The 26,125-nt window shown below is 67.2% G+C and carries 25 protein-coding genes; 10 read left to right on the top strand and 15 right to left on the bottom strand.

Features of this window, described 5'->3' with window-relative positions; genetic code table 11:
* The first annotated feature begins 58 nt into the window (after nucleotides 1–58).
* The 3 genes from H7X47_RS24030 (at nucleotide 59) to spt (ending at nucleotide 2,643) form a co-directional block, all read left to right on the top strand.
* Entirely contained in the window at nucleotides 59–1,057 is a 999-nt protein-coding gene (locus tag H7X47_RS24030; RefSeq protein ID WP_193371322.1) for an NAD-dependent epimerase/dehydratase family protein, read from the top strand.
* A gap of 115 nt (nucleotides 1,058–1,172) precedes the next feature.
* Complete coding sequence (locus H7X47_RS24035) at nucleotides 1,173–1,424, top strand: acyl carrier protein (protein ID WP_193371323.1); 252 nt, start codon at nucleotides 1,173–1,175, stop codon at nucleotides 1,422–1,424.
* A gap of 4 nt (nucleotides 1,425–1,428) precedes the next feature.
* Nucleotides 1,429–2,643, top strand: a complete 1,215-nt coding sequence (gene spt / locus H7X47_RS24040; protein WP_193371324.1) for a serine palmitoyltransferase — start codon at nucleotides 1,429–1,431, stop codon at nucleotides 2,641–2,643.
* A gap of 9 nt (nucleotides 2,644–2,652) precedes the next feature.
* Here the strand turns inward: spt and H7X47_RS24045 are convergent, their stop codons facing one another.
* The 6 genes from H7X47_RS24045 to H7X47_RS24070 all read right to left on the bottom strand — a co-directional run bounded on the left by H7X47_RS24045 (nucleotide 2,653) and on the right by H7X47_RS24070 (nucleotide 8,684).
* Nucleotides 2,653–3,573: a hypothetical protein gene (locus tag H7X47_RS24045; RefSeq protein WP_193371325.1), complete on the bottom strand. Its 921-nt coding sequence runs from the start codon at nucleotides 3,571–3,573 to the stop codon at nucleotides 2,653–2,655.
* Nucleotides 3,574–3,576: 3 nt separating this feature from the next.
* Nucleotides 3,577–4,566, bottom strand: coding sequence for a diacylglycerol kinase family protein (locus tag H7X47_RS24050; RefSeq protein WP_193371326.1), 990 nt, complete (start codon nucleotides 4,564–4,566; stop codon nucleotides 3,577–3,579).
* On the bottom strand, nucleotides 4,563–5,717 hold the full coding sequence (locus tag H7X47_RS24055) for a CDP-alcohol phosphatidyltransferase family protein (protein WP_193371327.1): 1,155 nt from the start codon (nucleotides 5,715–5,717) through the stop codon (nucleotides 4,563–4,565). Before H7X47_RS24055 ends, H7X47_RS24050 begins: the two co-directional genes overlap by 4 nt.
* A gap of 132 nt (nucleotides 5,718–5,849) precedes the next feature.
* Nucleotides 5,850–6,932 carry an LptF/LptG family permease gene (locus H7X47_RS24060; protein WP_193371328.1) on the bottom strand — a complete coding sequence of 361 codons (1,083 nt, stop codon included), beginning with the start codon at nucleotides 6,930–6,932 and terminating at the stop codon, nucleotides 5,850–5,852.
* 7 nt (nucleotides 6,933–6,939) lie between these two features.
* Nucleotides 6,940–8,196, bottom strand: a complete 1,257-nt coding sequence (locus H7X47_RS24065; RefSeq protein ID WP_193371329.1) for an LptF/LptG family permease — start codon at nucleotides 8,194–8,196, stop codon at nucleotides 6,940–6,942.
* Nucleotides 8,197–8,222: 26 nt separating this feature from the next.
* The gene (locus tag H7X47_RS24070; protein ID WP_319633676.1) at nucleotides 8,223–8,684 is read right to left on the bottom strand and encodes an HIT family protein; all 462 of its coding nucleotides are present in this window, start codon (nucleotides 8,682–8,684) and stop codon (nucleotides 8,223–8,225) included.
* Nucleotides 8,685–8,834: 150 nt separating this feature from the next.
* Here H7X47_RS24070 and H7X47_RS24075 point away from each other — a divergent pair, with 150 nt between their 5' ends.
* The gene (locus H7X47_RS24075) at nucleotides 8,835–9,377 is read left to right on the top strand and encodes a DUF2141 domain-containing protein (RefSeq protein WP_193371330.1); all 543 of its coding nucleotides are present in this window, start codon (nucleotides 8,835–8,837) and stop codon (nucleotides 9,375–9,377) included.
* Nucleotides 9,378–9,389: 12 nt separating this feature from the next.
* Here H7X47_RS24075 and H7X47_RS24080 read toward each other — a convergent pair whose 3' ends face one another.
* Nucleotides 9,390–10,313, bottom strand: coding sequence for a metallophosphoesterase family protein (locus H7X47_RS24080; protein ID WP_193371331.1), 924 nt, complete (start codon nucleotides 10,311–10,313; stop codon nucleotides 9,390–9,392).
* A 113-nt stretch (nucleotides 10,314–10,426) separates the two neighbouring features.
* Between H7X47_RS24080 and H7X47_RS24085 the strand changes: the two genes are divergently transcribed.
* Nucleotides 10,427–11,200 carry a phosphocholine cytidylyltransferase family protein gene (locus H7X47_RS24085; RefSeq protein WP_227010772.1) on the top strand — a complete coding sequence of 258 codons (774 nt, stop codon included), beginning with the start codon at nucleotides 10,427–10,429 and terminating at the stop codon, nucleotides 11,198–11,200.
* Between the two features lie 6 nt (nucleotides 11,201–11,206).
* On the opposite strand, the gene H7X47_RS24090 is transcribed toward H7X47_RS24085, so the two are convergent.
* The 4 genes from H7X47_RS24090 to H7X47_RS24105 form a co-directional block, all read right to left on the bottom strand.
* Entirely contained in the window at nucleotides 11,207–12,007 is an 801-nt protein-coding gene (locus H7X47_RS24090) for a nucleotidyltransferase family protein (protein WP_193371333.1), read from the bottom strand.
* Entirely contained in the window at nucleotides 12,004–13,203 is a 1,200-nt protein-coding gene (locus tag H7X47_RS24095; protein ID WP_227010773.1) for a GNAT family protein, read from the bottom strand. The genes H7X47_RS24090 and H7X47_RS24095 overlap by 4 nt, the downstream gene beginning before the upstream one ends.
* Nucleotides 13,200–13,958, bottom strand: coding sequence for a sterol desaturase family protein (locus H7X47_RS24100; RefSeq protein WP_227010774.1), 759 nt, complete (start codon nucleotides 13,956–13,958; stop codon nucleotides 13,200–13,202). Before H7X47_RS24100 ends, H7X47_RS24095 begins: the two co-directional genes overlap by 4 nt.
* A 101-nt stretch (nucleotides 13,959–14,059) precedes the next feature.
* Nucleotides 14,060–14,800 (bottom strand): 2,3-bisphosphoglycerate-dependent phosphoglycerate mutase, encoded by a 741-nt coding sequence (locus tag H7X47_RS24105; RefSeq protein ID WP_319633682.1) that lies wholly within the window; start codon nucleotides 14,798–14,800, stop codon nucleotides 14,060–14,062.
* A gap of 212 nt (nucleotides 14,801–15,012) precedes the next feature.
* Here H7X47_RS24105 and H7X47_RS24110 point away from each other — a divergent pair, with 212 nt between their 5' ends.
* The 4 genes from H7X47_RS24110 to H7X47_RS24125 all read left to right on the top strand — a co-directional run bounded on the left by H7X47_RS24110 (nucleotide 15,013) and on the right by H7X47_RS24125 (nucleotide 20,018).
* Nucleotides 15,013–16,122 (top strand): mitochondrial fission ELM1 family protein, encoded by a 1,110-nt coding sequence (locus H7X47_RS24110; RefSeq protein WP_193371334.1) that lies wholly within the window; start codon nucleotides 15,013–15,015, stop codon nucleotides 16,120–16,122.
* A gap of 2 nt (nucleotides 16,123–16,124) precedes the next feature.
* Nucleotides 16,125–17,513 carry a hypothetical protein gene (locus tag H7X47_RS24115; protein WP_193371335.1) on the top strand — a complete coding sequence of 463 codons (1,389 nt, stop codon included), beginning with the start codon at nucleotides 16,125–16,127 and terminating at the stop codon, nucleotides 17,511–17,513.
* A 268-nt stretch (nucleotides 17,514–17,781) separates the two neighbouring features.
* Entirely contained in the window at nucleotides 17,782–19,185 is a 1,404-nt protein-coding gene (locus tag H7X47_RS24120) for a hypothetical protein (protein ID WP_193371336.1), read from the top strand.
* Between the two features lie 80 nt (nucleotides 19,186–19,265).
* Nucleotides 19,266–20,018, top strand: a complete 753-nt coding sequence (locus tag H7X47_RS24125) for a hypothetical protein (RefSeq protein WP_193371337.1) — start codon at nucleotides 19,266–19,268, stop codon at nucleotides 20,016–20,018.
* Nucleotides 20,019–20,037: 19 nt separating this feature from the next.
* On the opposite strand, the gene H7X47_RS24130 is transcribed toward H7X47_RS24125, so the two are convergent.
* The 4 genes from H7X47_RS24130 to H7X47_RS24145 all read right to left on the bottom strand — a co-directional run bounded on the left by H7X47_RS24130 (nucleotide 20,038) and on the right by H7X47_RS24145 (nucleotide 24,990).
* The gene (locus tag H7X47_RS24130; RefSeq protein ID WP_193371338.1) at nucleotides 20,038–21,756 is read right to left on the bottom strand and encodes an ABC transporter ATP-binding protein; all 1,719 of its coding nucleotides are present in this window, start codon (nucleotides 21,754–21,756) and stop codon (nucleotides 20,038–20,040) included.
* A 162-nt stretch (nucleotides 21,757–21,918) separates the two neighbouring features.
* A complete protein-coding gene (locus tag H7X47_RS24135) occupies nucleotides 21,919–22,635 on the bottom strand; it encodes a sulfotransferase family protein (RefSeq protein ID WP_193371339.1) in 717 nt (238 codons plus the stop codon).
* Between the two features lie 233 nt (nucleotides 22,636–22,868).
* Nucleotides 22,869–23,909: a glycosyltransferase family protein gene (locus tag H7X47_RS24140; RefSeq protein ID WP_193371340.1), complete on the bottom strand. Its 1,041-nt coding sequence runs from the start codon at nucleotides 23,907–23,909 to the stop codon at nucleotides 22,869–22,871.
* 103 nt (nucleotides 23,910–24,012) lie between these two features.
* Nucleotides 24,013–24,990: a class I SAM-dependent methyltransferase gene (locus tag H7X47_RS24145; RefSeq protein ID WP_193371341.1), complete on the bottom strand. Its 978-nt coding sequence runs from the start codon at nucleotides 24,988–24,990 to the stop codon at nucleotides 24,013–24,015.
* A 346-nt stretch (nucleotides 24,991–25,336) separates the two neighbouring features.
* On the opposite strand from H7X47_RS24145, the gene H7X47_RS24150 reads away from it, so the two are divergent.
* The gene (locus H7X47_RS24150; protein WP_193371342.1) at nucleotides 25,337–26,074 is read left to right on the top strand and encodes a DUF72 domain-containing protein; all 738 of its coding nucleotides are present in this window, start codon (nucleotides 25,337–25,339) and stop codon (nucleotides 26,072–26,074) included.
* Nucleotides 26,075–26,125 lie beyond the last annotated feature (51 nt).

Here is a 26,125-nt window from a genome sequence, read left to right on the forward strand (position 1 = left end):
CCGCGCCGTCCGGCGCCGGGCGCAACCCGCCCCGCCCGCGCGGAGCCGACGAACAGCCATGAATGACGCAATCACGCCCCGCGGCAGCGTCGCCCTGACCGGCGGCTCCGGCTTCGTGGGCGGCCACATTCTGCGCCGCCTGGTCGCCGAAGGCTGGCAGGTGCGCGCCCTCACGCGCCGCCCCGACGGCCTGCCGCCGGTCGAGGGTGCCCCACCGGGCAGCGTAACGGCGATCCCGGGCGATCTAGAGTCCAGCGAAGCCCTGGCCGAGCTGGTCGCCGGCGCGGACGCGGTGATCCACTGCGCCGGGCTGGTCGCCGCGCGGCGCAGGGCGGACTTCCTGCGGGTCAATGCGGAGGGCACGGCGGCCCTGCTGCGCGCGCTGGAAGCCGGGAGGCAGGCCGGCGGGCCCGCCCCGCGCTTCGTGCTCATCTCCTCACTGGCGGCGCGCGAGCCGCAGCTCTCGCCCTACGCCGACAGCAAGCGCCAGGCCGAGGAGGCGCTGCGCCGCCTCGGCGCAGGGCTGGACTGGCGGGTGCTGCGCCCCGCCGTGGTCTACGGGCCGGGCGACCGGGCCACCCTGCCGCTGTTCCGCCAGTTCCTGCGCGGCCTTGCCCTGGTGCCCGGCGGCAGCGGGCGGTTCTCCATGATCTACGTCGAGGACTTGGCCGCCGCCGCGGTCGCCGCCCTGGCCCCGGAGCTGCCGGCCGGCGGCTTCCTGGGGCCCGACGACGGCACCGCCGGCGGGTATGGCTGGGCGGAGGTGCTGGCTGCCGCCGGACGCCTGGCCGGACGGCCGGTGCGTGCCGTGACCGTCCCGCGCGTCCTCCAGCGCCTGGCCGCGGCCCTCAGCACCGCCGGCGCCCTGGTGAGCGGCCGTCCGGCCGTGCTGTCCCAGGGCAAGGTCAACGAATTCGGGCACCCGGACTGGGTCTGCCGCCCGCAGCCGCCCGGGGCCCCGTCGCTGAGCGATTGCATTTCCTGGCGTCCGGCGGTAGGCCTGGACGAGGGTTTCTCCAAGACCGTCGCGTGGTATAAGGCTGCTGGCTGGCTTTGACGCGCGCGTCCCGGACATCGTGGACAGCGCAGGCGCTGTAACGTCGCTTTGGGGGAACCAGGTAGGAAACGGGATCCCTCCCCACTTCAGAGGGTCCCGATCATGAGGGAAAGATATGCAGTGGACTGCCGATAAGGTCCAGGAGGAGATAGTCACGCTCCTCCAACCCTTTAATCCCAAGGGCATCGAGATAACGCCGGAAACCGACCTTTCGGCCGACCTCTACATGGATTCCGTCGCCGCCATGAACCTGGTCATGGAAATCGAAGACCGCTTCGAGATCGACATCCCAATCAGCCTGCTCCCGGACGTGAACAACCTCCAGGATCTGGTCGAAGCGGTGCTTGCACAATTGAGCAAGGGCTAACCATATGAGTCTGTTCGATAAATATGATCAGGTAGCCGCCCGCCACGACCGCCTTCTGGCGGCCGGCAGAGATCCCTTCAACATGTGCATGGACCGCATCGTCTCGGCTACCGAGGCGATCGTCGACGGTCGCGAGACAATCCTGGTCGGCACCAACAACTATCTGGGCCTGACCTTCGATCCCGACTGCGTCGAGGCCACGGTGGAGGCGGTGCGCGAGCAGGGCACCGGCACCACGGGCTCGCGCATCGCCAACGGCACCTACGCGAGCCACCGGGCGCTGGAGCAGGCGATCGCGGCCTTCCTGGGCCGCAGCGCCGCCATGGTCTTCCCGACCGGCTACCAGGCCAACCTGGGCGTTATCGCCGGCCTCGCCGGCCCCAAGGACACCATCCTGCTGGACTCCGACTCCCACGCCAGCATTTACGACGGCTGCCGTCTCAGCGGGGCGACGCTGATCCGCTTCCGCCACAACTCGCCCGCCGACCTCGACAAGCGCCTGGAGCGCCTCAAGGACGACAAGGCGAGCAAGCTGATCATCGTCGAGGGCATCTATTCCATGCTGGGCGACCAGGCGCCGCTGGACGAGTTCGTCGACGTAAAGCGCCGCCACGGGGTCGAGCTGCTGGTCGACGAGGCCCACTCCCTGGGCGTCTTCGGCGACAACGGCCGCGGCATCGCCGAGGCTTACGACGTCGAGGACGACGTCGACTACGTTGTCGGCACCTTCTCCAAGAGCCTGGGCGCGGTCGGCGGTTTCGGCGCCTCGAGCAACCCGGAGTTCGAGCAGCTGCGCTTCACCAGCCGGCCCTATATGTTCACGGCCTCCTCCTCGCCGTCCAGCATCGCCACGGCCATGGCGACGCTGAAGAAAATCCAGTCCGAGCCGCAGCTGCGCCGGCAGCTCTGGGACAATGCCGAGGCGCTCTACAACGGCCTGAAAGACCTGGGCTTCGCGATCTGCGCCGAGACCAGTCCGATCATCGCCGTGAAGCTGCCCAGCGAGGAAGCGGCGGTCTTCATGTGGAATGCGCTGATCGAGGCCGGCGTCTACGTGAACCTGGCGCTGCCGCCGGGCACGCCGGACGGCTCCTGCCTGCTGCGCTGCAGCCTCTCGGCGGCCCACACGCCGGCCCAGGTGCAGAAGGTCTGCGAGGTCTTCGACGCGGCCCGCCGCGCCCTCAAGGAATGGGAAGCCGCCCAGTCTGCGGCCGAATAGGCGCCGCGGCTATCTGAAGGCGCCCCTGCGGTAGAGCTTCCAGAACAGTACCGTCGAAGCCAGCACCGGGTGGCGGCGCTGCCAGGGCGTCAGGGTGATGGTGACGCCGGAGTGCCGCTCGATCTTCCACAACAGGTACTGCGCGCCGTCCTGGAAGGTAAAGGCCGCCTTCACCAGGCGCGCCACCGACAGCAGCTTTCCCTGCCAGCGGCGCAGCAGCCACTTGAACTCCGCCCGCCGTCGCGGCGGCGCCTCCCAGCTGTCGCCCACCGCCTGGGCGCCCAGCAGCGGCAGGACCGTCGCCGCGACCCGGGCGTAGTGCGCTGCATTGGCCTGGTAGATCTCCTCTGCCCGCTCCGGCGGTTCGGCGCGCAGCTCGCTACGGTAGGTCTGGCGGAACACCGAGACCCAGAGGTCGCGGCTGGTGAAGGTCCCCTCGACCAGGGCCAGCCCCTCGCCCGCCACCTTGCGCGCCGAAGCGGCCAGCGCCGCTACTGCGCGCGCGCGGACCGCGGCGTCACGGCAGTACGGGAGGCGGCAAGGCTGCGCGAAGCGGGCCCAGAGGTAGGGGTGGAACCATCTGCCGGAAGCGCCCTTCTCGAAATCGGCAAGCGAGATCAGCGCGTACTTGGCGCGCACCCGGCGCCCCTCGAACGGCGCTTCCAGATAGAAAACGTTCGGCGGCAGGGCCCAGTTCAGGAAGGCGCGCAGGCCCTTGCCGTAGATCGCGCCATAGCTGTCCACCAGGACGTAGAGATCGACGATCTTGCCGTCGTCGTCGCCCAGACGCAGGCAGGACCCGTAGAAGATCACCGCCGAGACAGCCGCGCCATGGCGGGCGCGCGCGGCCTCGACGATGGCGGTGATGGGCGCGGCGACGGCCTGCGCCGTCTCCGCTTCCCGCAGGCTCACAAGCGCGTCGCCGTTCATCTGCTAAAGCCTCACGAAGCGGGCTTCGTCGGCGGCGGTCAGGACAATCTCCTTGCCCGGCGTCGGCTCGAAGATCTCGCCGTCCAGGGTGAAGGGACAGTCCATGGCCAGCGCCACGCGGCGCACGCTGCGGCTGAGGTAGGTCTCCGGCGCCAGCTTGCGCTCCGGCCCGCCGTAGAGAATGCGTAGGGCATAGCGCAGTATCCCCTTGGGGGGATAGGCGATGGCGGTGAAGCGCAGGTGCCCCGCATCGCCGCCCCAGAAGGGCCGGCTGCCGAGGATCAGCTTGTCCAGCGTGGTCGCCAGCACCAGCAGGCTCTCCAGTGTCTCCCTCGGGGCTTCGTCGAAGGTCATCGCGATCCTGTCGCCGTAGAAGATGCTGCCTTCCTTGCGGCCGCCCTTGCCGCCGCGCAGCAGCCAACCGCCCAGCAGACCTGCCAGGGTCACCGCCGCCGCCGAGTCCGACTTGATGTTGTAGGGATGGACCTTGCTGCGGCAGGCCTCGATGGCTCGGGTGATCCCGGCGCCGCCGAAAAACATACCGTATTGCGGCTGATGGTTCAGGGCGTTCTCCAGCCGCAGGATGCGCCGGGTAAGGCAGGCCCGGGCCAGCGTTTCCGCGTCAGCGGCCAGGAGGCGCTGCAGCCCCTTGAGGCCGCGCCGTTTCAGGCCGACGTCGGCGGCGATCATGTTGGTCATGCCGCGCGGCACCACGACCAGCAGCGGGTCGCTTTCGAAGGGGCGCTGGCCGTAGAGCTCGGTCAGTGCCGCCTGCACCGTGCCGTCGCCGCCGGCCACGGCCACCACGCCGACTTCCCGTCGGGCGAAGCCGCGCAGGATCTCCGGGATGTCGGTGATCTTGTCGAGGATGGCGTGCTCGACGTTGGACGCGCCGTCGAGCAATTCCCGCAGTTCGCCCAGGCCCGCCTTGTTGCGCTGGCTGCCGGGGTTGGTGATGACGCCGATCCTGGGCATCTCGCCGCCGGCGCTCACGCCGGCCCCGCCATCCAGGAGCGCAGCTTGCCGCGCCGCGCCGCGAAGAGCGCCTGCGCGATCTGCAGCAGGTGCAGCAAGAGGCAGAGCGCGGTCCAGACCGCCACCGCCGCGAGGCCAAGGTCCGGGCGGCCAAGGAGCGCGAAGAGCGTCAGCAGCACCAGATTGGGATTGCGCCGCGCGGTGAAGAGGCGGAACCAGGTATCGACCTTGCGCCAGACGTGGATCTCCAGGCCCAGACGCCAGATGGCGAGCCCTTCGACGACCCGCTGCAGCACGTAACCGGCGATGATCACCACGAGCAGCAGTGCGAGGCTGTCGGGACTGACGGCCTGCTGCAACCCGACGCCCCAGGCCCAGTACCAGAAGGGCGGATGGACCAGGTCGATGCCGTGGTCGAAGACATTGCCCCACTTGCTCGACTGGAGGGTGATGCGCGCCAGCTTGCCGTCGACGGTGTCAAGGAAGGTCATACCCCAAGCGGCCAGCAGACCGGGCAGCCAGTTGCCTTCCCAGAACCAGTAGAAGGCGGCGACGACCAGGACCGCGCTCAGCGCCGTCACCTGGTTCGGCGTGATGCCGAGGCGCGCGCAGAGCTTGGTCACATGAAAGGCCGGACGTGGCCAGAACCACTTGGTGACGAAGTCGGTGGCGCCCTTGTAGGTCCCCATGAACATGCGCCACTCGATGGGCTTCAGGCGCTCCTGCTGCAGCAGCAGCGCGTAGGGTTCCTCGCGCTTGCGCAGCGCCTGCCAGTAGGAGGCGCCGAGATCACCGCTGCTCACGGCCTTCAGGCCTTCGGGCAGCTCCCCGGCGCTGTCACGGCGCAGGACCCCAGCCGCCGCGCCCGCCAGTCCGGCCGGCGCATGAATCGCCAGGGGCACGCCTGCCGGCGTTCCGTTGGAGAGCAGCACGGCGCCCGGCGCCGCGAGCAGGGCCTGGAGCAGCGGCGTGTCGATGACGGCGTCGGAGCGCAGCAGCAAGACGGAACCTTCCTGCCCGGCCAACGCGCCTTCATCGACGAGCTGCGTGACACCGGCCCTGGCGAGCTGGCGGCGCAGGCGGTCGGACGCGGCGGCGCACCACACCTGGGGGTCGGTGGCCCCGGCGATGGCGGCAGCTGCGGGCCGTGACTCCTTCTCAGCGCGCAAGTGAACTCTCTTTGCAGAACATTGTTATGGAAATCAGAGGTTTGGCGAGTACCCTCCGGACGGCGACGAGGCGCCGGGAAGGGCGGTTCCGCTCCATTAATCGGACCCGGCGGCGCTTGTCAAGGAAGCCACCTAGGCCGGCCGGTTCTTCAATTCGTGCCAGTAGATGATGCTCATGGCGACGGCGGTAAAGGCGACCAGCGGCACGGCACTGGCGATCAGCGGCGGCAGCAGTCCGACCTCCCCCATCGCCAGGGTGATGCCGTTAAAGATGAAGAAGGCGAAGCCGACGGCGACCCCGCCCAGGAACAGCAGCTCGACCCGGCCGCCGCGCTGCGACTGCTGGCCCAGGGCGGCACAGAGCAGCAGCATCAGCAGCGGCACCAGGCAGGTGCTGATCTTCTCATAGAGCCAGGTGCGGTAGAGGTAGGGCGCCCAGGTGCCCTGGCCGTCGCCGCCGGCAAAGCGGCTGATCTGGTCGAAGGAGAGGTTGCGCGGATGGGCGCTGAGGTTACGCAGGCTTTCCGGATCCAGGGAGATTCGCCATTCGCGCGTGTCGCTGTGACGCGGCAGACCGCGGCCCACCGCACGCTCGGTGATGTCGCTCAGCACCCAGACGCCGCCGTCATAGTGCGCGCCGACCACGTCCAGGCGACCCAGCAATGTGCCGTTGCCGTCACGCTCAAAGATGGTGAAGTTGCTGAGGCGTCCCTCGCCGATATTCTCCGTCGGCACCCTTACGATGTCGCTGCCGATATGGATCCAGGTCACGCCCTCGGTCAGGCTGGCCTCATCAGGGTCGTTGTCACGGACGATGCCCCAGCTGCGCAGCTCCTCGAAGCCTACCGGCACGGCGAAGTCGTCGACGGCGAACTGCAGCAGGCCCAGCAGGGCGGCCATCGGCAGCAAGCGCAGGAAAAGCCCGAACTGCGAGACGCCCGCGTTCCACATCGCCGTCAGTTCGCCGTGGCGGATCAGCGTGGCGAAGGTCAAGAGCCCCGCCAGCAACGTCGCGATCTTGATGACGTCGGAGATGATGATCGGGCTGCGCAGCAGCATGTAGCGGCCCAGGTCCGACAGATCGGCGCCGCGCCCAAGCAGGCGGTTGGAATTGACCATGACGTCGAGCGCGAGCAGCAGTGCGAGCAGGCAGACCAGCATCAGCAGGAAGCGGCCCAGCAGCAAGCGTGTCAGATAAGCGGCAAAGGTGTTCATGGACCGCTCACTCCGACGCGCGGCGCTTGGCAAAACCGCCGCGCAGCATCTGCGCCAGCCCTTCCAGCGCGGCGATCGGCGACCAGCGCTGGCGGCGGCCGCGCGGCACCAAGAAGGCGCTGCGGTAAAACAGCACGCCGCTGAGCAGCGTCAATACGACAAAAGGCAGCCACAGGCCGACCAGCGGCGACACCAGACCTACCGCTGCCCAGCCCTTGCCGACGTTGAGCACCTGGTTGTAGAGGACAAGGACCAGCAGCCCGACGGCAATGCCGTAGCTCTGCCGCCCGCGCCGCGGCCCCAGTGCGAAAGGCACCGCCAGAAAGGGCAGCAGCAGCACCGACAGGCTGCGCACGATGCGGTCGTGGAAGTCGGCCAGCATCTCCAGCGTCGTGGTGTCCGGCGGCGGCGCGTGCCGATAACGCCACAGCTCGAAGAGCGTCAGCTCGCGCTCGTCCTCACCGCGCGGCCGAAAGGCGTCCTGCCCAACCAGGTCGATGGGCACCTGCAGTTGGTCGAACTGCAGGGCGCCGGATTGTCCGCTTGAGAACTCGTCACTTCCGGCCAGCCCGCTCCCCACCTGTGTCGGGCCCGGCAGCGGGGTTTCGAGTCGCACGCCATCGCGCAGCAGCAGCGTCGATTTCTCGCCCGCCGGCGCGACATAGAGGCTGCCGCGCTCCGCCGTGGTGGCCACGCCCCGATCGCTGCCGCCGTCGGGGTCCGCTTCGGTCTCCTGATAGATGAAGACGCGCGCGAACTCGCGGCTGTTGCGCCAGATTCGCTCGGCCATGAAGGTCACGCCCTCGACCTCCATGAAGGTGCGCTCCTTCAGGTAGACGTTGGCCGCGGCCTTCTCCACGTTATGCACCAGGGCGCGGTAGACGTAGCGGGTGTAGGGCTGGCCGACCGCAAAGTTCGCCGCCGAGAGAACGGTGAGCCCGAGGCCAAGCAGGATCACCGGTGTCATGAGCCGCGACAGGCCAATGCCGGCGGCGCCCAGGGCATCCAGCTCGTTCGCCTGGTACAGCCGGGTGAAGGCCAGCAGCACCCCCAGGAAGAACGCCACCGGCAAGGCCAGGGCCATATAGTGGGGCACCAGGAAGGCCAGCATCTGCAGCAGCACGGTCAGGCCGCCGCCCGTGTCGAGCACCAGGTCGAGCAGACGCAGCATGCGCTCCGTGAGCAGTACCAGCAACGCGATGCCGATGGCTGCGAAGAGTGGGCCCAGCGTCTGCCGCAGAATATAGCTGTTGATCGTCGACATGGACCGGGCGCCGGCGCTCTCTCTCGCTACTCGCCTGTCGTGCCGGGCCAGGCGGCCTTCAGCGCCGCAACCAGGGCGGCCTGCGTCTCGGCATCCGGCTGCACGCCGCCGGTGAGATCCGGAACCGCCGGCCAGCCGGCGTCCGCGTAGACCGTGCCGTCGAAGATCTGATCGGCTTCGTAGCGCGGCAGGACGTGGAAGTGCACGTCCTTGTCCACCATCATCAGCATCAGGTAGTTGATCTTCTGATAGGGGCGGAAGGCGCTGAGGCCTGCCTCGATATCGCTGATAACCTGCTGCAGCTGGGCGAAGGCTTCGCCCGAGATGTCGCTGAAAGCCTCCGCCTCGTCCCTGCAGATCAGCACCAGCGCGCCCAGCGTCGCCTGGTGCGGACGCAGCAGAACCACCCAGCGGCCGTAGTCGTGGATCAGGCTGCCGGGGTAGCCGAACTTGGCCATGGTGCCGTTGGGCTTACTTGACAAAATCACGCCGCGGTCCTACCTCGCTTGCATTGACGCCGGTCGCGCGCCCCATTGGGTTTTGGGGACAGCGGGGGGATGGCAGCCACCCCTGCTCCGTAATACCAGATGGTGCCGCCCCAGGCACCCTTCCGGCCCGCAATGAATGGGAATGCGAACATGGGTCCCAGTTCCCGTACGGTCCAGTCAAAAGATGCGATCCCGCCGCTGCTGACGGCGTTCTTCGTGGCGGCCGCCCTGGCCTTGGCCACCCTGTCCCCGGCGCGGGGCGAAGAGCCCGTGGTGGCCAAATGCGCCGCCGGGGCGGCGGGCGACCCCAATGCCCCCACCCCGGGCACGGTCCAGGTGGCGGGGGATAAAGTCCGCAATTCCAAGGGCCTAATCACCGCTGTTCTCTATTCGGACGACCCCAAGACCTTCCTGAAGAGCGGCAAGAAGCTCGACCGGATCCGGGTCGAGGCCCATGAGGGCGAAACCGTGCTCTGTCTGAAAGCCCCCGCCAACGGCCGCTATTCGGTGGCACTGTATCACGACGAGAACGGGAACAAGAAATTCGACCGGGACTTTCTGGGCATTCCCGTCGAGGGTTACGGCTTCTCCCAGAACCCGGGCTTCCGCTTCGGCAAGCCGGAATTGGAGGAGACGCTCTTCACCATCAACAGCGCCCTCACAAGTCTGCGGATCTCAATCCTCTACCTCTAGGGCCGTCGCGGCTTACAGGTCATAGCTGCGGGCTTCGCGGAAGCTGCCGCTGGCCGGATCGAAGCCGCGCGACCTGACCCCGATGCGCCAGCCGTTGCCCGCCTGCTCGATGTCGTAGAGCTGGTAGTGGGCGATCGGATGCTTGCTTTCGCGCCCGGCCGAGGCCGAGGGCACGCCGATCACCGGCACGCCGGCATCGGGTCCGGCGATCTGCTCGGCGCCGAAGCTGTGGTCGTGCCCGTGGAGAATCAACTCGGCCCCCGCCTCGGCGATGACCTCGCGGAAAGGCACGGCGTCCACCAGGCGCTTGCGCCAGGCGATCCTGTCCAGACTGGGCGGATGGTGCAGCAGCACCACGCGGAACCAGCCCTGCTCACCCAGGCGCTGCAGCAAACTCCGCAGACGCTCCAACTGGGCCGTGCCCAGAGTGCCGTGGGCGCAGAACAGCGGTGTCGCTTGGGCCGAAGAGAGACCGATGATGGCCGCCGGACCACGATAGCGCACGAAGGGGAAGGCCTCCGGCCCGCTTTGGGCCTCGGCATCAGCGCCGGCGTTCTCCCCTGCCCCCGCCTCGCAGGTCATGAAGGGCTGCCACTTGGCCAGCGAAGCCTCCCAGGGCAGCGTCACATAAGCATCATGATTACCGGGGATCACGGTGACGGCCTCCGGCGTGCCGAGGCCATGCAACCACTCGGCGACGCGGGAGAATTCCTCCAGCAGCGCGATGTTGGTCAGATCGCCGGTCACAACCAGATGGTCGGGCGCGCGGGCGCCCAGATCCTCGGCCAGGGCCGTCAGCACCTCCGGGCGGTGGATGCCCTGGCGCCGGCGCATCCACGACAGCCAGCCGAAAAAACGCTTGTTCATCAAATCCCTGGCCCGGACCGGTGGCAGCGGGCCGAGGTGCGGGTCGGAAATATGGGCCAGGGTGAACATCAGGCAGAATCCGCCGCCCCAAGGCAGCTCAAAGGTTGACGTAACACAAGGAACATGTGATCAAAACCGCCTGCGTGAAAGCCAAAAATCGCCACCTGGGATCCATATCCGCGTTGAAAGCCCTGATTATCGGCGCCGGCCAAGGCAAGCGCCTGCTCCCTCTCACGGAAGTGGAGCCCAAAGCCCTCCTCGAAGTCGGCGGCAAGTCGCTGCTGGAATGGCAGATCGAATCGCTGATCGCCTGCGGTGTCGAAGACATCGTGGTGCTGGCCGGCTTCAATCTGGCCGCCGTCGAAGAGCGCCTGGAGAGCTTCGCCCGTCGCTGGCCCTCGGCGAGCTTCCGCTGCGTCTACAATCCCTTCTACGGCGTCGCTGATAACCTGGCGACCTGCTGGATGGCCCGCCACGAGATGGTCGGGGACTTCCTGCTGCTGAACAGCGACACCCTGTTCAGCCTGCCGGTGCTGGAGACCCTGCTGGCCAGCGCGCCGGCCCCGATCAGCCTGGCGGTGGACCACAAGGAAAAGTACGACGACGACGACATGAAGGTGCAGCTGCAGGACGGCCGCCTGCTCGACATCGGCAAGAAGTTGCCGGCCGAGCGGGTGCAGGGCGAGTCCATCGGCATGCTGTACTTCCGGGGCGAAGGCCCGCGGCATTTCGCCGCAGCCCTGGAGGCCGCCATGCGCGACCCCGCGGCCATCCGCCAGTGGTACCTCTCCGTCATCGCGGCCCTGGCCCCCAAGGTCGAGATCCAGGCCGTCACCATCAGCGGGCGCGACTGGTGCGAGATCGACTATCCGGTGGACGTGCAGACGGCCAAGCGCATGGTTGCCTCCTGGCGCCCCAAGCCGGACGACAACCTGGCCGCCGCCGAGTCCTCCTGAGTCCCCTCAAGCCTTCGCCAGAATCTCTTCGACCAGCGCCAGGTCCTCCGGTTTGTCGACGTCGATGGCCGCCTCGGCGAAAGGCATCTTTACCGCCGCCACGCTGACGCCCAGGCGCGCCGAGACGCGCCCCATGGCCTGGTCCAGGGTGAAGCGGCGCAGCAGATAACCGAGCAGCAGCCTCGGGCCGAAGACGGCGGCGATGCGCCAGGGCCGCTTGCGCTGCTGCTCGACCCGCAGCCACAGTTCAGGCAGCGCCCTGGCCGCCGGGCTCATCAGCGCAAAGAGATTGCTGCCCGAATAGCGCTCGTCGCGGAACGTCAGGTAGGTGCGCCTGGTCTGCGGATAGCGCGCCAGCAACACCCCCGCGGCAGTGAGGCCAGCGGTCACTTCAGCCCCTGACGCCCGGCTGGCGGCGCAGAAGTGATCCACCATCTCGGTTGTCAGCAAGGCATGGTCGGCGGTGGTGACCAGCAGTGGAAAGGGCCGGTCCAAGCCGGTCGCGGCCTGCAGCACGCTGCGGCTGGGCGAGCCCGCCGCCTGCAAGGCGGTGAGCCGTCCCCCCGCCACCAGCGGCGCCAGGGCCGGCAATTGCGCCAGCAGCGCCGTATCGCGCAGGGAGACGGCAATGCGACCCACCTGGGCGCTGGCCGCCAGGGCGGTAACCACCCGTTCCAGCATGGCGGTGCCGGCGACCGGCGCCAGGCACTTGTGCGCCACCCCCGCGGCTTGCGAAACCGGATCGTCGGGCCCACGGTCCGCCGCCAGCACCAGGGCGGTGAAGGACGCCGCCGGGGCGTGGGTCATGACCCGAGCTCGCGGGCGTAGACACGGTAGGTCTTGTAAGCTTCGCCGCCGAATTCCTCGATCATCCGCCGCATGGGCAGGTTGTCTTCCAGGATCCACGACAGCTCGCCGCCTATCACCCCCAGCGCCGTCTGTTCGCGGCGGATGGCGTCGATCACCGAGAGCGCCAGCGTGGCGCCCATCAAGGAGTTCTGATAGGCCTTGCGCACGCCCATCAACGGCACGCGCCCTGTCTTGGTCGTCTTCACCTTGAGTCGCCACAGCAGCTTTGCCCAGCCGAAGGGCAGCAGGCGCCCGTTCAGATCGCTGATGGCCTCGTTCACGTTGGGCAGGCTGATGGCCATGGCGGCCGGCTCGCCCTTCAGCTCGGCGATGGCGATCGACTGCGGCCGAACGATGGGCTTCAGCTCCTTGGCCAGGTGGCGCAGGTCCGCCTCCGACATGGGGATAAAGCCCCAGTTCTCCGACCAGGCGTCATTGAAGACGTCGACGATGATGCGCAGATCGCGCTCGTAGTTGCGCATATCCAGGGGACGGATGGTCAACTGCTCCGCCGCCGCGGTCTTGCGCAGCACATAGGCGGCGGCGGGCGGCAGTTCATGCGCCGCCTCGTAGTAGTAGCAGATGAGGTCCTTGATCTTGTGATAGCCCAAGGCCTCCAGCCGCGTGGCGTAATAGGGCAGCGCGTGGCCCATCATCAGCGAGGGCGGATACTGGAAGCCTTCCACCAGCAGGCCGGATTCCTCGTTGATGGAAAGGCTGAAAGGGCCGGCAATGCGTTTCAGGCCCTTTTCGCGCAGCCAATCCTCCGCCGTCTGCAGCAAGGCAGCGAAGGTCTCCGCGTCGTCCTCGGCTTCCAACATACCGAAATGGCCCGTGGCGTCGTGGTGCCGGCCCAGGTGCGCCCGGTTCACCTGGGCGGAGATGCGGCCGACCGGGCGACCGTCGCGCAGCGCCAGCCAGAACCGCGCCTCGGCGTTCTGGAAGAAGGGGTTCTTCTTCGGGTTCAGGTGGTCGCGCCGCTCCATCAGCAGCGGCGGAACCCAGGCCGGGTCGTCGCGGTACAGCGCCCAGGGTAACCGGATGAAAGCCTCGCGGTCAGCGGAGCTCTCGACGGGCTTTATCGTGAGAGATTCCCCGGTCTGCGAAACCCCGGTCTGCAATGCCCCGGTCTGCGAAAGCCGCGGCGCGCTCATTCCTGGCGGCCGCGCCGCAGCACCGCGCTGCCGGGCGTGATGCCCGAGAGCGAGGCGACCCACGGGAAGCGCGCGGTCTCCGGCCCCGTGTAGCCCAGATTGAACACCGTCTCGCTGCGCGGGAAAGACTTGGGCTCGGCGTAGAAGGTCCCGAAGAGCCGGTCCCAGAAATAGTTGGTGATGCCGTAGTTGCCGTGCTCACTGTGGAAGTGGTGCGCCAGGTGATAGCGCTTGATGCGGCGCAGCCATTCCTGCTTCGGCGTGAAGGGCAGGTGCTGGATGCAGTGGCAGAACTCGTAGAAGCAGGTGGTCAGCATCCCTGTCGCCGCCGCCAGGGCCGCCGCGCCCGGCCCACCGATCAGCCAGCCGATGGGGATGGTCACCATCAGGATCGTGGGCAGCGTGGTGTAGAGGGCGCCGAACAGCACGCCCAGGTCGTTGGGGTCCTGGTGGTGGTCGAAATGGATGCGCTTCCACAGCGCCGCGGTCTGCGGGAACCTGTAGAGCGTGCGCCCGTGCAGCACGAAGCGGTGAAGCAGGTACCAGACCAGGGGATAGACCAGGATCGTCGCCACCACCGCCGCGGCCAGGGCCAGCGGCTCGCCGCCCCAATAGGCCGCCAGGGCGACACCGACAACGCTGAGCAGCGCATAGGCCTGAATTGCCGGATAGGTCACATAGGCCCAGACCAGCTCTCGCAGGTTCATCTTGTCCAGAAAGTACTTGCGGCCGGACCAGGATGTTCTGGCAAACAACACGTGAGGGACTGCCTTTCATTCAGGAGCGCGATTCGCGCACAAAACTAAGAGTTGGAGGGTGAACAATCAACGCCCTGTCCGAACCCGGCGGAGCACTGCTAAATCCAGGAAATCCGCGTGCCCGGCTTGTGCCTGTTGATGAACTTGCGCAGCCGGCTGCTCCAGCCGGCGATCAACTCCTGCTTGTCAGTCACCTTCAATTCCGTGTCCAGCGTGTAGATCACGGGCAGCGCAGTGGCGATGCGGAACTCGGCGGCCTCCTCGCCGCTCAGACCCTCGATCTCGCGCACCAGGCCGCGGATGCTGCTGGTGTGGGCGACCACCAGCGCGTTCCGGCCCTGGCTGAGGCGCGGCGCCAGGAAGTCCCGCCACCAGGGCGCGACGCGCGCCGCCGCCTGCTCCAGGCTCTCGCTGCGCGGCAGCAAAGCAGGATCAATCCCGGCATAGAGGGGGTCGAGGGCCGGCAGGCGCGGATCGCCGTCCGGCAAGGGCGGCGGTTCGGCGGTGAAGCTGCGCCGCCAGGCCGCCACCTGGTCGTTGCCGTGTTGCAGCGCCATCTTCGCCCGGTTAAAGCCTTGCAAAGCCCCGTAGTGGCGCTCGTTCAGTCGCCAGCTGCGCTCAATCTGCGCTTCTGGTTGGTCCAGTTCTTCTAGAATGATTTCAAGGGTTTTAACGGCGCGACTGAGATAAGAGGTGCAATACAGATCGAATTCAAGACCTGTCGCGGCGAGGCTCCGGCCGGCGCCGTGCGCCTCCTGCACGCCGGCGGCGCTGAGCGGCGCGTCGGCCCAGCCGGCGAAGCGATTCTGGCTGGACCACTCCGTCTTGCCGTGGCGCACCAAAACTAGTGTCGACATAATTTCCCGTATCTCTCGGCGGCGGCGCGCGATGATCAGCGCGCTTTACCCCACTGGCCGCTGGATATAAACCCTATGTCCGGGCGTCGGCAATCACCCTCTGGCGGGAGCCGGTGGGGGCTGCGCCCCAGCGGTACCCGAAGCCAACGGTTTTCGTCCCTCGTATGTCAGCTCTGGAGTCGCGCTCAGCCGAGATGGTGTCCCATCCGGACCAAGACAGTCCCCCCGTGGTGACGCCGCGCCTGTGGCTGCTGCTCGACGACCGTCCCGGCCACACCACGCAGGCCGTGGGCCTGGCCGAGGCGCTGGGTTGGCCCTACGAGACCCGCGAACTTCGCTTCACCTTGCTCAACCGGCTCAGCAACCGCCTGCTGGGGGCCAGCCGCCTCTCCCTCGACGCCGGGCGCTCCGACGCCCTGACACCGCCCTGGCCGGACCTGGTGATCGCCATGGGCCGGCGCACGGCCCCCATCGCGCGCTGGATCAAGCGCCAGAGCGGCGGCCACAGCAAACTGGTGCAACTGGGCCGCAAAGCCGCCAACGTGGCCGCGGACTTCGATCTGTCGGTGACCTGCGCCCACTTCCAGCAACCCGCCCACCCCAAGCGGGTGGAACTGCTGCTGCCGCCGACCCAGGTGACGCCCGCGCGCCTGCAGGCCGCCGCGGCACGCTGGCCCGACCTCTTCGACGGCGCAGCCCGCCCGCGCGTCGCGCTGCTGGTGGGCGGCACCACCGCGCATCACCGCCTCACGGCCGAGACGGCGGCGCGCATGGCCGGCGAGGTGCAGGCCTTCGCCGCCGCCCTCGGCGGCTCCCTCACCTGCGTCACCAGCCGGCGCAGCGGCGCGGCGGTGGAGCAGGCGCTGAAGGAGGGCGCGCCGGCGGCCACGATGCATTTCTGGCGTCGCGACCAGCAGGAGAACCCCTACCTGGGCTACCTGGCCCAAGCCGACATCCTGGTGGTGACCGGTGAGAGCGAGTCGATGCTGGCCGAGGCCGCCGGCGCCGCCAAGCCGCTCTATATCTACCCCATTCCGGCCAAGCCCGAATCCCTGCGCGCCCGCCTGGCCGCCGGGGTGCTGAGGGCGTCGCAGGACCACGGCCCGCTGGCGCGTCTCTGCGAGGGCCTGATCCAGCGCGGCCTGGTGGTGCCGCCGCGCGACCTGGAGCTCATGCATCGGGGCATGATCGCCGCGGGCATCGCCCGTCCCTTCGGCGACGGCCGCCCGCCGGCCGGCGGGCTGCCGCCGCTGCGCCAAGACGCGCTCACCGAACGTGTCCGTCTGCTCTTGGAGGGGCGCTAGTCTTGCCTGGCAGGCCAGCCACCCGAGTTCCGAAGGGCGGCCTGCTCACCCGCGCGGGCCGGGCAACCTGGCCGGGGGAGCGCACCTTCTGGATCCTGGGCCACAGCCAGGCGGAGTTCGAAGGGGTCACCGACCTGGTCGAGGCCCTCATGGAGCGCTATCCGCGGGTCGACATGCTGTTCACGGCGCCGGAGCCGGCGACGCGAGACTGGCTCCAGCGGCGCTTTCCGGCAGCGATGATCCTGCCGCCCCCCCTGCCCTTCACCCTGGCGGGCGGGCGCTACCTGCTGAACCTGAACGTTCGCGGCCTGATGATCCTCGGCGCGCCGACCCGCGGCGACCGCGCCGTGCTGCGCGCCGCCGGCAAGCGGGCGCTGCCCTGCGTCGGCGTCGAGGTGCCCGATCCCGCAGGGGTCGCCGGAGCCATCGCCACGGCAGAGGCCTGGGGCAAACTGCCTGAACGCATCGACCATTTCTTTGCCGCCGCTCCAGCCACGACGTCGCGGCTCGAGGCGCTGGGCATCGACGTACAGCGGATCACCCTGCTGCCGGCCGAGGGAACGGCGCGCGACAGCAGCTTCATCCCCGTCCTCGCGCACCTGCTGATGCAGGACCTGAAGCTGATCCGCAGCAAGCAGCGGCCCTTCCGCCGCGCGATGGAACGGCTTTGCCTCCGGGCAATAGGGCACCCGCGGCTGCGCCGCCTGCTGGCGGACAAGGCCCGGCGCTTTGACGACATCGAGGCACTGCGCGAGGCACTGGGCAATCCCGGGACCATCCTCTGCCTCGGCAACGGCCCCACCTCCGAGGATCCGGCCGTGGCCGAAGTGCGCCACGACTGCCTGTTCCGGGTCAACGACCTGTGGCTGACGCGCGGGTTCCTGACCGAGCCGGACATGGTCTTCACCGGCTCCAAGGGCACCCTGGCGCTGGTGAAGGGGGCGATTTTCGGCCTCTACAGCATCAAGTCGGAGGCCCGCCTGGTGGTCGCCCCCCTGCTGCGGCCCTGGATCTGGGGGTTCCGCTACGCCACGATCGAGCGCTTCAGGCTGTTTCTCTCGGAACCGCGCTGGCAGGACGTGCGGCCGACCAACGGCGCGGTCATGCTGGTCACCGCGGCAGCGCTGCAGCCGGCGCGGCTGGTGGTCTCCGGCATCGACCTCTTCAGCCATCCCGCAGGCAGCTATCCTGGGGACACCACCACCCCCAATGCCTACACCCCGGGGCACAACCCCGAATCGGAGCTGGAAATCCTGCTGGAGGCACTCAGCCGCTACCGAGGCGAACTCACGATCCTCAGCCCGGCCCTGCGCGAACAGTGGGAAGCCTTCAAGAGCGGCGCCCCCCGGGGGGACGGCCAGCCCCCGCAACAGAGCCAGGATGCTCGCTGAAAGCCGCCCCAATCCGGCTCGGACCGTCTCGGGACTGCGACGATCTGCATCTTGCCTAGAGGGCTTGGCTGTTCTAAACGTGGCCTATCGCCGACCGACTTGAGGCCGGCCCCCGACCGCTGGTGAGGCCTGGAAACGGGCGCGGCCGCTGGGGCCTGGGATGAGGCTGAAGAAGTGGTCTTTGGCGGGTTGTGGCCGCTGGGGTATCCTGGCGGCCGGTAATCCGCCTTCTGCTGTGCCCATCATCTGCTGAAGAGAGCGTAGATCCGTGACCCTCGCCGAGCCGAGTTTCAAGACCAAGTACTATCACAAGCGTATCGGACACCTGCTGCGCGTCGAGCGTGGCCGCGCCCCCGGATTTCGCGACGAGCCGGAAGTGCTCGTGATCGATCCGGTGCCGGGGGTGACCCCCAGCGAGAAGCCGGCGGTGCGCATCTTCCTCGGCACCGAGCCCATGCAGCACCGCGCCGAGCGGGTTTTCGTCTGGTCGATCCTGCAGCACCGCGATCCCGCGCGCCGCTACGAGATCCACTTCATGAAGGACCTCAAGGGCTACGACCGCGACCGCTGGAAGACCGGCTTCACCAACTACCGCTATGCCATTCCCTTCATGGCGGGCATGCAGGGCCGCGCGATCTACAATGACGTCGACCAGATCTATCTGACCGATCCGGCCGAACTGTTCGACAGAGACATGAACGGCGCCGGCCAGATGTGCATCGCCCCCCGCGAAACCGCCGTCATGCTGCTCGACTGCGAGAAGATGGCCAAGGTCTGGAGCCTGGACGACGCCCAACACGGCGCCAAGCACCGCACCTTCCGCGACAAGGTGGCGGCCATTCCGGGCCTGTTCCAGCCGTTTGAAGGCGGCTGGAACGCGCGCGACCACGAATACAACAAAGGCGACGCCAAGGTGCTGCATTACACGACGCTGCAGACCCAGCCCTGGCGGCCCTTCCCGAAGGTCCTGAAGTACAAGGACAACCCCATCGGCTATGTCTGGTTCGACATGGAAAAGGCGGCCGACAAGGCGGGCTTCACCATCTTCACCGAGGAACACCCCAGCACGCGCTACAAGAAGCTGGTCGAGATGTACCAGTCGATGCACGAGCAGGGCTGGACCCAGGCCAATTGGTCGGCGGAAGAAACCTTCGACGGCAAGTCGCTGGGCCACCATATCCAGCCAATCGCCTCCCTGATCAAGGAGACCGGCGCCAAGACCCTGCTGGACTACGGCTCGGGCAAGGCGAAGTTCTACCAGCCCTATCCGGGCGACGTGCCGGAATCGCGCTTCAAGTCGCTGAAGGAATGGGGCGACACCAGGATCACCTGCTACGACCCGGGCTACCAGCCCTATGCCGGCCCGATCGAGCCGTCCTACGACGGCGTGATCTGCACCGACGTGCTGGAGCACATCCCGGAGGAAGATATCCCCTGGGTGCTGGACAAGCTGTTCCACCACGCAAACAAGTTCGTCTACGCGGTGGCGGCCTGCTATCCGGCGCGCAAGCAGCTTCCCGACGGCCAGAACGCCCACTGCACGGTGCTTGAGCCGCGCTGGTGGCGGGAGCAGATGGAGGCCGCAGCCCGCCGCACGCCCGGCGTGCAGTGGCAACTCTGTGCCCGGGTGAAGGGACCGCTGGGCAAGAGCGACAGGGTGTTCCGCGGCTGAACCACGGCGGGTATTGACGTCATCCACATTTGTGAGCTGATTCGCGCCCACAGAGAGCCCCCGGGCGCAGAAGGTCAATCATGAGTCTATTGAATTTCGAGAATTTCAAATTCGACTACGAGCCCTACCCCGTCGGCATCGCGCGCAATGTCTTCGACCCCGCCGATTATCAGGAACTGATCGACAGCTATCCCGACGAGAAACTCTTCGTCTCCAAGGACTACCACGGTGTGAAGCTGGCGCTGTCGCAGCTCAACAACGGCCGCGGCTACCGGGCGCACCTGCGCCAAAGCCCGGCCTGGCAACGCTTCTACGACTACGTCAGAAGCGACGCCTTCATCGAAGACACCTTCGAGATGCTGAAAGCCCACAACGTCGACCTCGGCCTCGACAAGGTCCCCTTCAAGGCGCGCATCGCAAGACGCATCAAGTCCTGGCGCCGGGGCAGCCCGCAGCCGCACTATCCGACCCAGAAGTCGCGCTTCGAGTTCTCCTCCATGCCCATCACCGGCGGCAGCATCCGCCCCCACACGGATGCCCTGGCCAAGGTCGTGACCATGGTGATTCCGATCCTGCGCGAAGGCGAGTGGAAGGAGGAATACGGCGGCGGCACCAGCGTGGTCTGGCCGAAGGACCGTACCCGCAGCTTCAACCTCACCAACGGCTACATGGATTTCGACGAGGTCGACTGCGTCCGGACCTATCCCTTCGAGCCGAACCAGTGCCTGGTCTTCGTGAAGACCTACAACTCCTGGCACGCGGTCTGGCCGATGACCGGCAACGACCCGTCGGTCCTGCGCCGCACCCTGACCATCAACATCGAAAGCAGCTGAAGCAGCCTGGCGCGGAGGCTCAGGCCGGGCGCTTCAGGTCGCGGCCTTCCTTCGCCAGCTCGGCCCTGCCGCGGTCGATGCGGTAGGTGCGATCGGCGATCTCGGTCCAGGCCTCGCGGTGGGTGATCGCCAGGATCGTAATCCCGCCGCCCAGTTCATCGATGTTGCGGCAGATGTCGCGCTCCGTGCGCGGGTCGAGGGCCGAGGTCACCTCGTCGAGGATCAGCAGCCTGGGCCGCCCCACCAGGGCGCGGGCCAGGGCGATGCGCTGGCGCTGCCCGCCGGACAGCTTGGCCCCCTTCTCGCCGACAATGGTCTCCAGGCCTTCGGGCAGGGCCGCCACGAAGTCCCAGGCGCCGGCCGCCTCGAGGGCGCGCCGGGCGTCCTCCGCCCCAAGGCGCGGGTCGCCCAGGGTGACGTTGGCCAGCACCGTGTCGTGGAACAGGATGAGTTCCTGGGGCACATAGCCGACCATGCCGCGCCAGGCCTGCAGGTCGATCTCGGCCAGCGGCGTGCCGTCGATAAGGACGCGGCCGCTCTGCGGGTGATAGAAGCCGAGCAGCAGGTCGGTCAGCGTCGTCTTGCCCGACCCGGAGGCGCCGGTGATGACGGTCAGGCCGCCGGCGGGAAGCTCCATGTTCACCTCGCTCAGCACGTTCTCCGTGCCGTAGGCGAAGGACACGTTGTCGAAGCGGCAACCCTGTTCCAGGCTCGGCGCGCTGCGGCCGGACTCCGGCTCGCGGGCCGCCTCGGTCTCCGCGATCAGGTCGCGCACCGCCCAGTACCCGCTCTCCACGAAGTAGGCCTTCTGCAGCTGGCGCTGCATGACGCCGATGCTGGAGACGGTCTGGAACAGCAGCAGGCCCATGACCAGCAGCTGCTTCACCGGCACGTCCCAGTAAGTGGTGGCGAAGTAGAAGCCGATGCCGACCGAGGCGGCGACCAGGATCTCTTCCAGGTTTTTCAGCGCGTACTCGCTGACCACCTGGCTGCGCAGGGCCTGCTTGAGCTGTTCGATTTTGCGGTCGAACAGGTTGGCGAAGGGCCCCGACTTGGCCATGGCCTTCAGCGGCTTGATGTTGCTGAGCGCGTCGCTCAGGTAGACCACCAGCTCGGTCGTGCGCTTGGTCTGGCGCCGTCCGGCCTTCTTGCTGGTCCGGATGAGAAAGCTCAGCGTCAGCGCGATGACGCCGCCCAGCGCAAGGGCAGCCAGGGCGAGGCGCCAGGAGATCAGCGCCGCCACGGCGCAGTAGATCGCGGTGCGGATCATGTTGACCTGGAAGATCGCCGCCATCAGGTAGGCCCGCCCGGCGCGCGTCGCATCGACACTCACGGCGTTGGCAATGCGCCCCAGCGGCTGGTGCGTGAAATAGGCCCAGCGCACGTTGAGGAGACTCTTGATCAGCTCCGCGCGTAAGCCGGTGGCCACGTCAGCCACCGCATTGCCCACGTACCTCATGGCCGCCATGGTCAGCAGGCACTTCACGGTGATGCCACCGACCACCAGGGTCAGCAGCACGTCGAGCCTCGGCTGCAGGCCGACCCAGCCCAGGATCTCGGTGACGTAGCGGGCGACCGGCGAGGTCTCGCCGCCGCCGTCCTCCATGGTCACGGAGAGCGCGGGCAGCAGGGCCGCCATGCCCACCCCCTCGGCGAGGCCCGCCAGCAGCAGGCAGCCGAGAACGAGCCAGGGCGTGGTGCCCTTGGCCCCATAGAAGATGCGAAGAATGCCGATCATGGCCCATCTATTTGCAGGAATCGCCGGGGGGTCAAGGCGAAAAGACACTCGCGAGCCCGACGGTCGCTGCCTTCACAGGCAGGGCCGTCATCATCCCGCCCAGAATGCGCCCTTTGTGGTCAAAAGGGCATCGTCCGGATCGGCGGACGGCCTTGTCATCGTCTACCCCTTGGCTTCGCTGGGCGGCGACTGAGTCTGCCAGCAATCAGGCGCATATCCGAAGAGCTCGAAATCTCGTCTGTAGCGCCGGAAAACGGTGTCCGCGAGCTCCGCATCAAAGCTCGGGGCAAAGCGCTCCTCCAAGGATGCCTTCCGAGTCGGATTGATAGGCTCTCTGCCAAGCTGTTCGACGAGCTCCGCAGGCAACGCCAAGCGACGAACCACCGGCTCCATATCTCTCGCAAAGTTCTCGACATGCCCGATATGGCTATAGCTAATGGCTTCGCTCATGATCAAGGACGCTTGGGGACGCCAATGCGCATCCATGTCCTCGTCCTTTTGATCGCACACTGCCTGCACGAAGTCCCTGAAAGGTATCGCACCGCTGGCTTCAGGATCCAGGCGCTTCACGTATTGAAGCCCTGTATCTACCGTGCCGAGCCCGATAACCTTATCCTTATACACAGACACAAGCCGGTCATAGGGGTTGCGCACAAAGGTAAACCGGAACCAGCCGCTGTCGTTTATGGCCGTATGCAACTCTCTGGAACTGAATTTGCGTGTGTCGGGCAGCAGGGAGCCGCGCTGAACCGACACCATCGCGTCGGCGGCTGGCAACACTTCACCGCATGCCGCAACCAGGAAACGTTTGATCGTGCTGTTTGCCGCTTTTGGAACCACCGTGTAGACGACACGGTGTTCAGGGAGCACCACCAGCATCCGGTCCAGTCCGCCGCTACGCAGCAAAGAAAGGTGCATCCGGGTCGGGAGATATCGCCACAATGGGCGCGGGAGGCTGTGCCGCAGGATTCTACGAAGAGATATACTCAAGGCCTTCCCCACCCGCGACGCGTTTTCGCCACCATCATCAGCTTCTGCAACCTCTTCCATTCCACAGGATGCCGGGCTCGGCCCAATCCTGCCAGCCATGCACCATTTTGGTGCAAGCTCCTCTAATCCTGCAGCGCGGCATCAAAGAGTGCCTTCCACTGCTCTGCAATACGTTCAATCTTCCAGTCCCGCTCGATGATCGCGCGGCCTTCGGCAACGTGGCGCTGCCTCAGGCTGCTGTCCGCCAGGTATCGTCGCAGACCTGCCTCCCAATCGCCGAGAATGCAGGCGCCGGAGAAGGCCTCGTAACTCGGGATCGGGTCGGCCACCACCGCCACTCCGAGATGCAGCGCAGCGGCAAGGCGGTTGTTGGTCTTGCAGACGGTGATCGGGTTCGCGACGATGGGAATTACCGCCACATCGTGTGCGGCGATGATGCCCGGCGCGCTCACCAGGTCCCAGGCGATGTAGCGCGTCGGCACAGACCACCCTTCTACCGTTTCCTTGTAGCCGCGCCTGCTGTTGCTGATGACGGTCAGTGTAAGCGGATAGTCCCGGTTGACGGCTTCCAAAGCGTCTCGGATCGTCGCGAGGTCGCGAATGCCGCCGGCGAAGCTGCTGCCGCGGTTGCCGAACCACACCAACGCATGCCGCCCTTGGCGCCGTTGACTGCGCAACCGCTGCGCCCAATACCAAACCTTGGCCGCACCAAACCATGATCGCCACAAAGAGAGGCGCACCACATTCGCCCTCGGCTCCACCGCATCGCCGACCACTGTCACCGGCTGCGTCAACTTCATCTGGGCCGCCACCACTTCAGCCAGCGCGTCAGTGGAAACTACTACCCTGTCGGCAAGGTCGAGAAACTGGCTCAGCCGACCCATCTTCTCCTGCCGTTTTTCCTGTTCCTCCGGATTGCTGAAATAGTTGTCGCAGAGGTCGTAGATAATGCGCGTGCCGTTGCGCTTGAGTGCCTGCGCCGCCTCAAGCGACTGCTGGCTGAAATGCTTGGAGAACAGCACGACCCTATAACGGCCCGCGTTCCTGGGATCATAGAGTTCGATGGGATAGCCGGCCCGTTGCAACGCCGCCAGTGGATGCAGGCAGCGAATACGGACACTGGCTACTGAGGGGTCGTAGCTGTACGGCCACCAGCCGATCACGGGACCGGTCGAGGTTGAAACGCGAGTCGCCCCTTGAGCTCCCCGATCGTCGCCGTGCTCCTCATGCCGAGCTGCTGTGGCCGCTGGCGTAGTCTGCACCACGCTAGCCGGGCCTTGCCCAAACGGTCATGCGCCCACTCTGGTGAAACAGTCCCATCAGGATACCGACCGTCTTGCCCACAGCCTTAAACCTGCGCCGCTCACCGGCATCTCGGAAGAAGGCCGCCGCGCGCGGGCAGCCGAGATCGGAGGCGAGATAGGAGAGGCTCATCAGCGTGTTCTTGGCGCTTCTGTGCCACACGATACGCTCGACTTTCCAGCCTCCCGCGGCCAACAGGCTGGTCAGCGTCGCCCGCGAAAAGTGATGCAGGTGGGCCGGCAGATGCAGAGCGTACCATCGGTCATTAAACAGCTTGAACTCCAGCCCACCGGCGTCCGGCACCGACAAAACCAACCAGCCGTCTTCAGGGACCCAGCGCCTGAGCTTCTGCAGCGCCGCCAAAGGCTCGTGCAGGTGTTCCAGGACCATCCAGCCCACAATGATGTCGAAGGGAGCCTCGGGATCGCTCGCAGCCTCCAGCGAAACATTGCGGACCTTGTAGCCGGCTGCGCAGGCTTGCCTTGCTGCATGGGCCGACGGCTCGATGCCCTCGACCTCCCAGCCTGCCTGAGCCATCTTGTGCAGGAAGCTGCCGGAGGCGCAGCCCAGTTCCAGCAATCGCCCCGGCGCGACCGGCGGCAGTCCTCGCGGATCGGGCCTCAGCAAGCGGCGGAAAAGGCCCTGCCGCTTGGCCGGGCGAGTCTTGCCTTTTCGAGGCCCAGCCTTGGAGACGCTCGTGTCCGCGTAAGGCTGGTAGTCGTCCGGATAGTAAAACGACATAGACCGCTCATCAGGCCGCGGGTTGGTGCGCATCAGCCCACAGGTTTTGCACCTGACGATCGAAAAGGTGCCCGGCAGGGCGTGCAGGCGGTCATGGCCGGTCAGCACCGGCTCCTCGCCCCGCGGACAGCCCATCGGGCAGCCGACGTCCTCGAGGACGACGGCATCCGGAAGATCGGTGAGCAGAGCGTTGGTGGCCATGTTGTGTCCGAAGGGAATCTACCGACGGCCGATGCCGCATCCTGCCCGGCCTTGGCAGCGAACCTAAGGCACGGGAGCCATACTGACAAGGCGCTTTCCCTGGCTTTCCGCCCGGGCCAGGGCCGCCCGACAGCGGCGGCCGGGCGGGCGTCAGGTCCTCTGCCGGGGGCCTCAGCTTCGCCGTGAATCTCGACCTCCCCGGCCAGGTCGCCAGTCCCGGTCCTTGTTCCGCCATCCGCCGTCTTCGTGCCGTCGTCACCTGGCATGCCCGCCGAACGCCGCGGTTGAGGCCCCGCAAAGCAGCTCTGCCCTGGGCTGAGACCACGCGGCGCGCTACCCTGCCGCCATGGCGAAGCGCGGCGCCCTGCACATCGGCACCTGCGGGTGGCACTACCGGCACTGGATCGGGCCCTTCTACCCGGTGGGGACGCGCCCGGCAGCCTTCCTGGCCTACTACACCACGCGGTTTTCCGCCGTCGAGGCCGACAACAGCTTCTACCGCCTGCCTTCGCCCGAGACCCTCAGCCACTGGCGCGCCGCGACACCGAAGGATTTCGCCTTCACCTGCAAGGCCAGCCGCTTCATCACCCACATGAAGAAGCTGAAGGAACCGCAGAAAACCCTGCCGCCCTTCTTCGACGGTATGGGCCAGCTGGGCGACAAGCTGAAGGTGGTGGTCTTCCAGCTGCCGCCGCGCTGGCGCTGCAACCTGGAACGCCTGCAAAGCTTCCTCGCCGCCCTGCCGAAAGGCCGGCGCTACGCCTTCGAGTTCCGCGACGAAAGCTGGTTCGACCCCGCCGTCTACGCCGCCCTGGAAAACCGGGGCGCCGCCTTCTGCATCTACGACCTGGCGGGGCGGCAGTCGCCCCATGAGGTCACCGCCGACTTCGTCTACCTGCGCCTGCACGGCCCCGGCGCCGCCTACGAAGGAAGCTACAGCGCTGAGCGCCTGGCCACGATCGCCCAGCGGCTGCAGGCCTGGCGCCGGGAGGGCCGAGACTGCTTCGTCTTCTTCGACAACGACGCCGAGGGTCAGGCCCCCAGGGACGCCCTGCGGCTGATCAAGCAGATCGAGAAGCACTGAGGGGCCGATTGCGGCAAATCAACTCCGCGGCCGCCGCGCCGGTGCTACTCT

Origin of the sequence: Pelagibius marinus (assembly GCF_014925385.1) — a bacterium.
GTDB classification, from domain to species: Bacteria; Pseudomonadota; Alphaproteobacteria; order Kiloniellales; family Kiloniellaceae; genus Pelagibius; species Pelagibius marinus.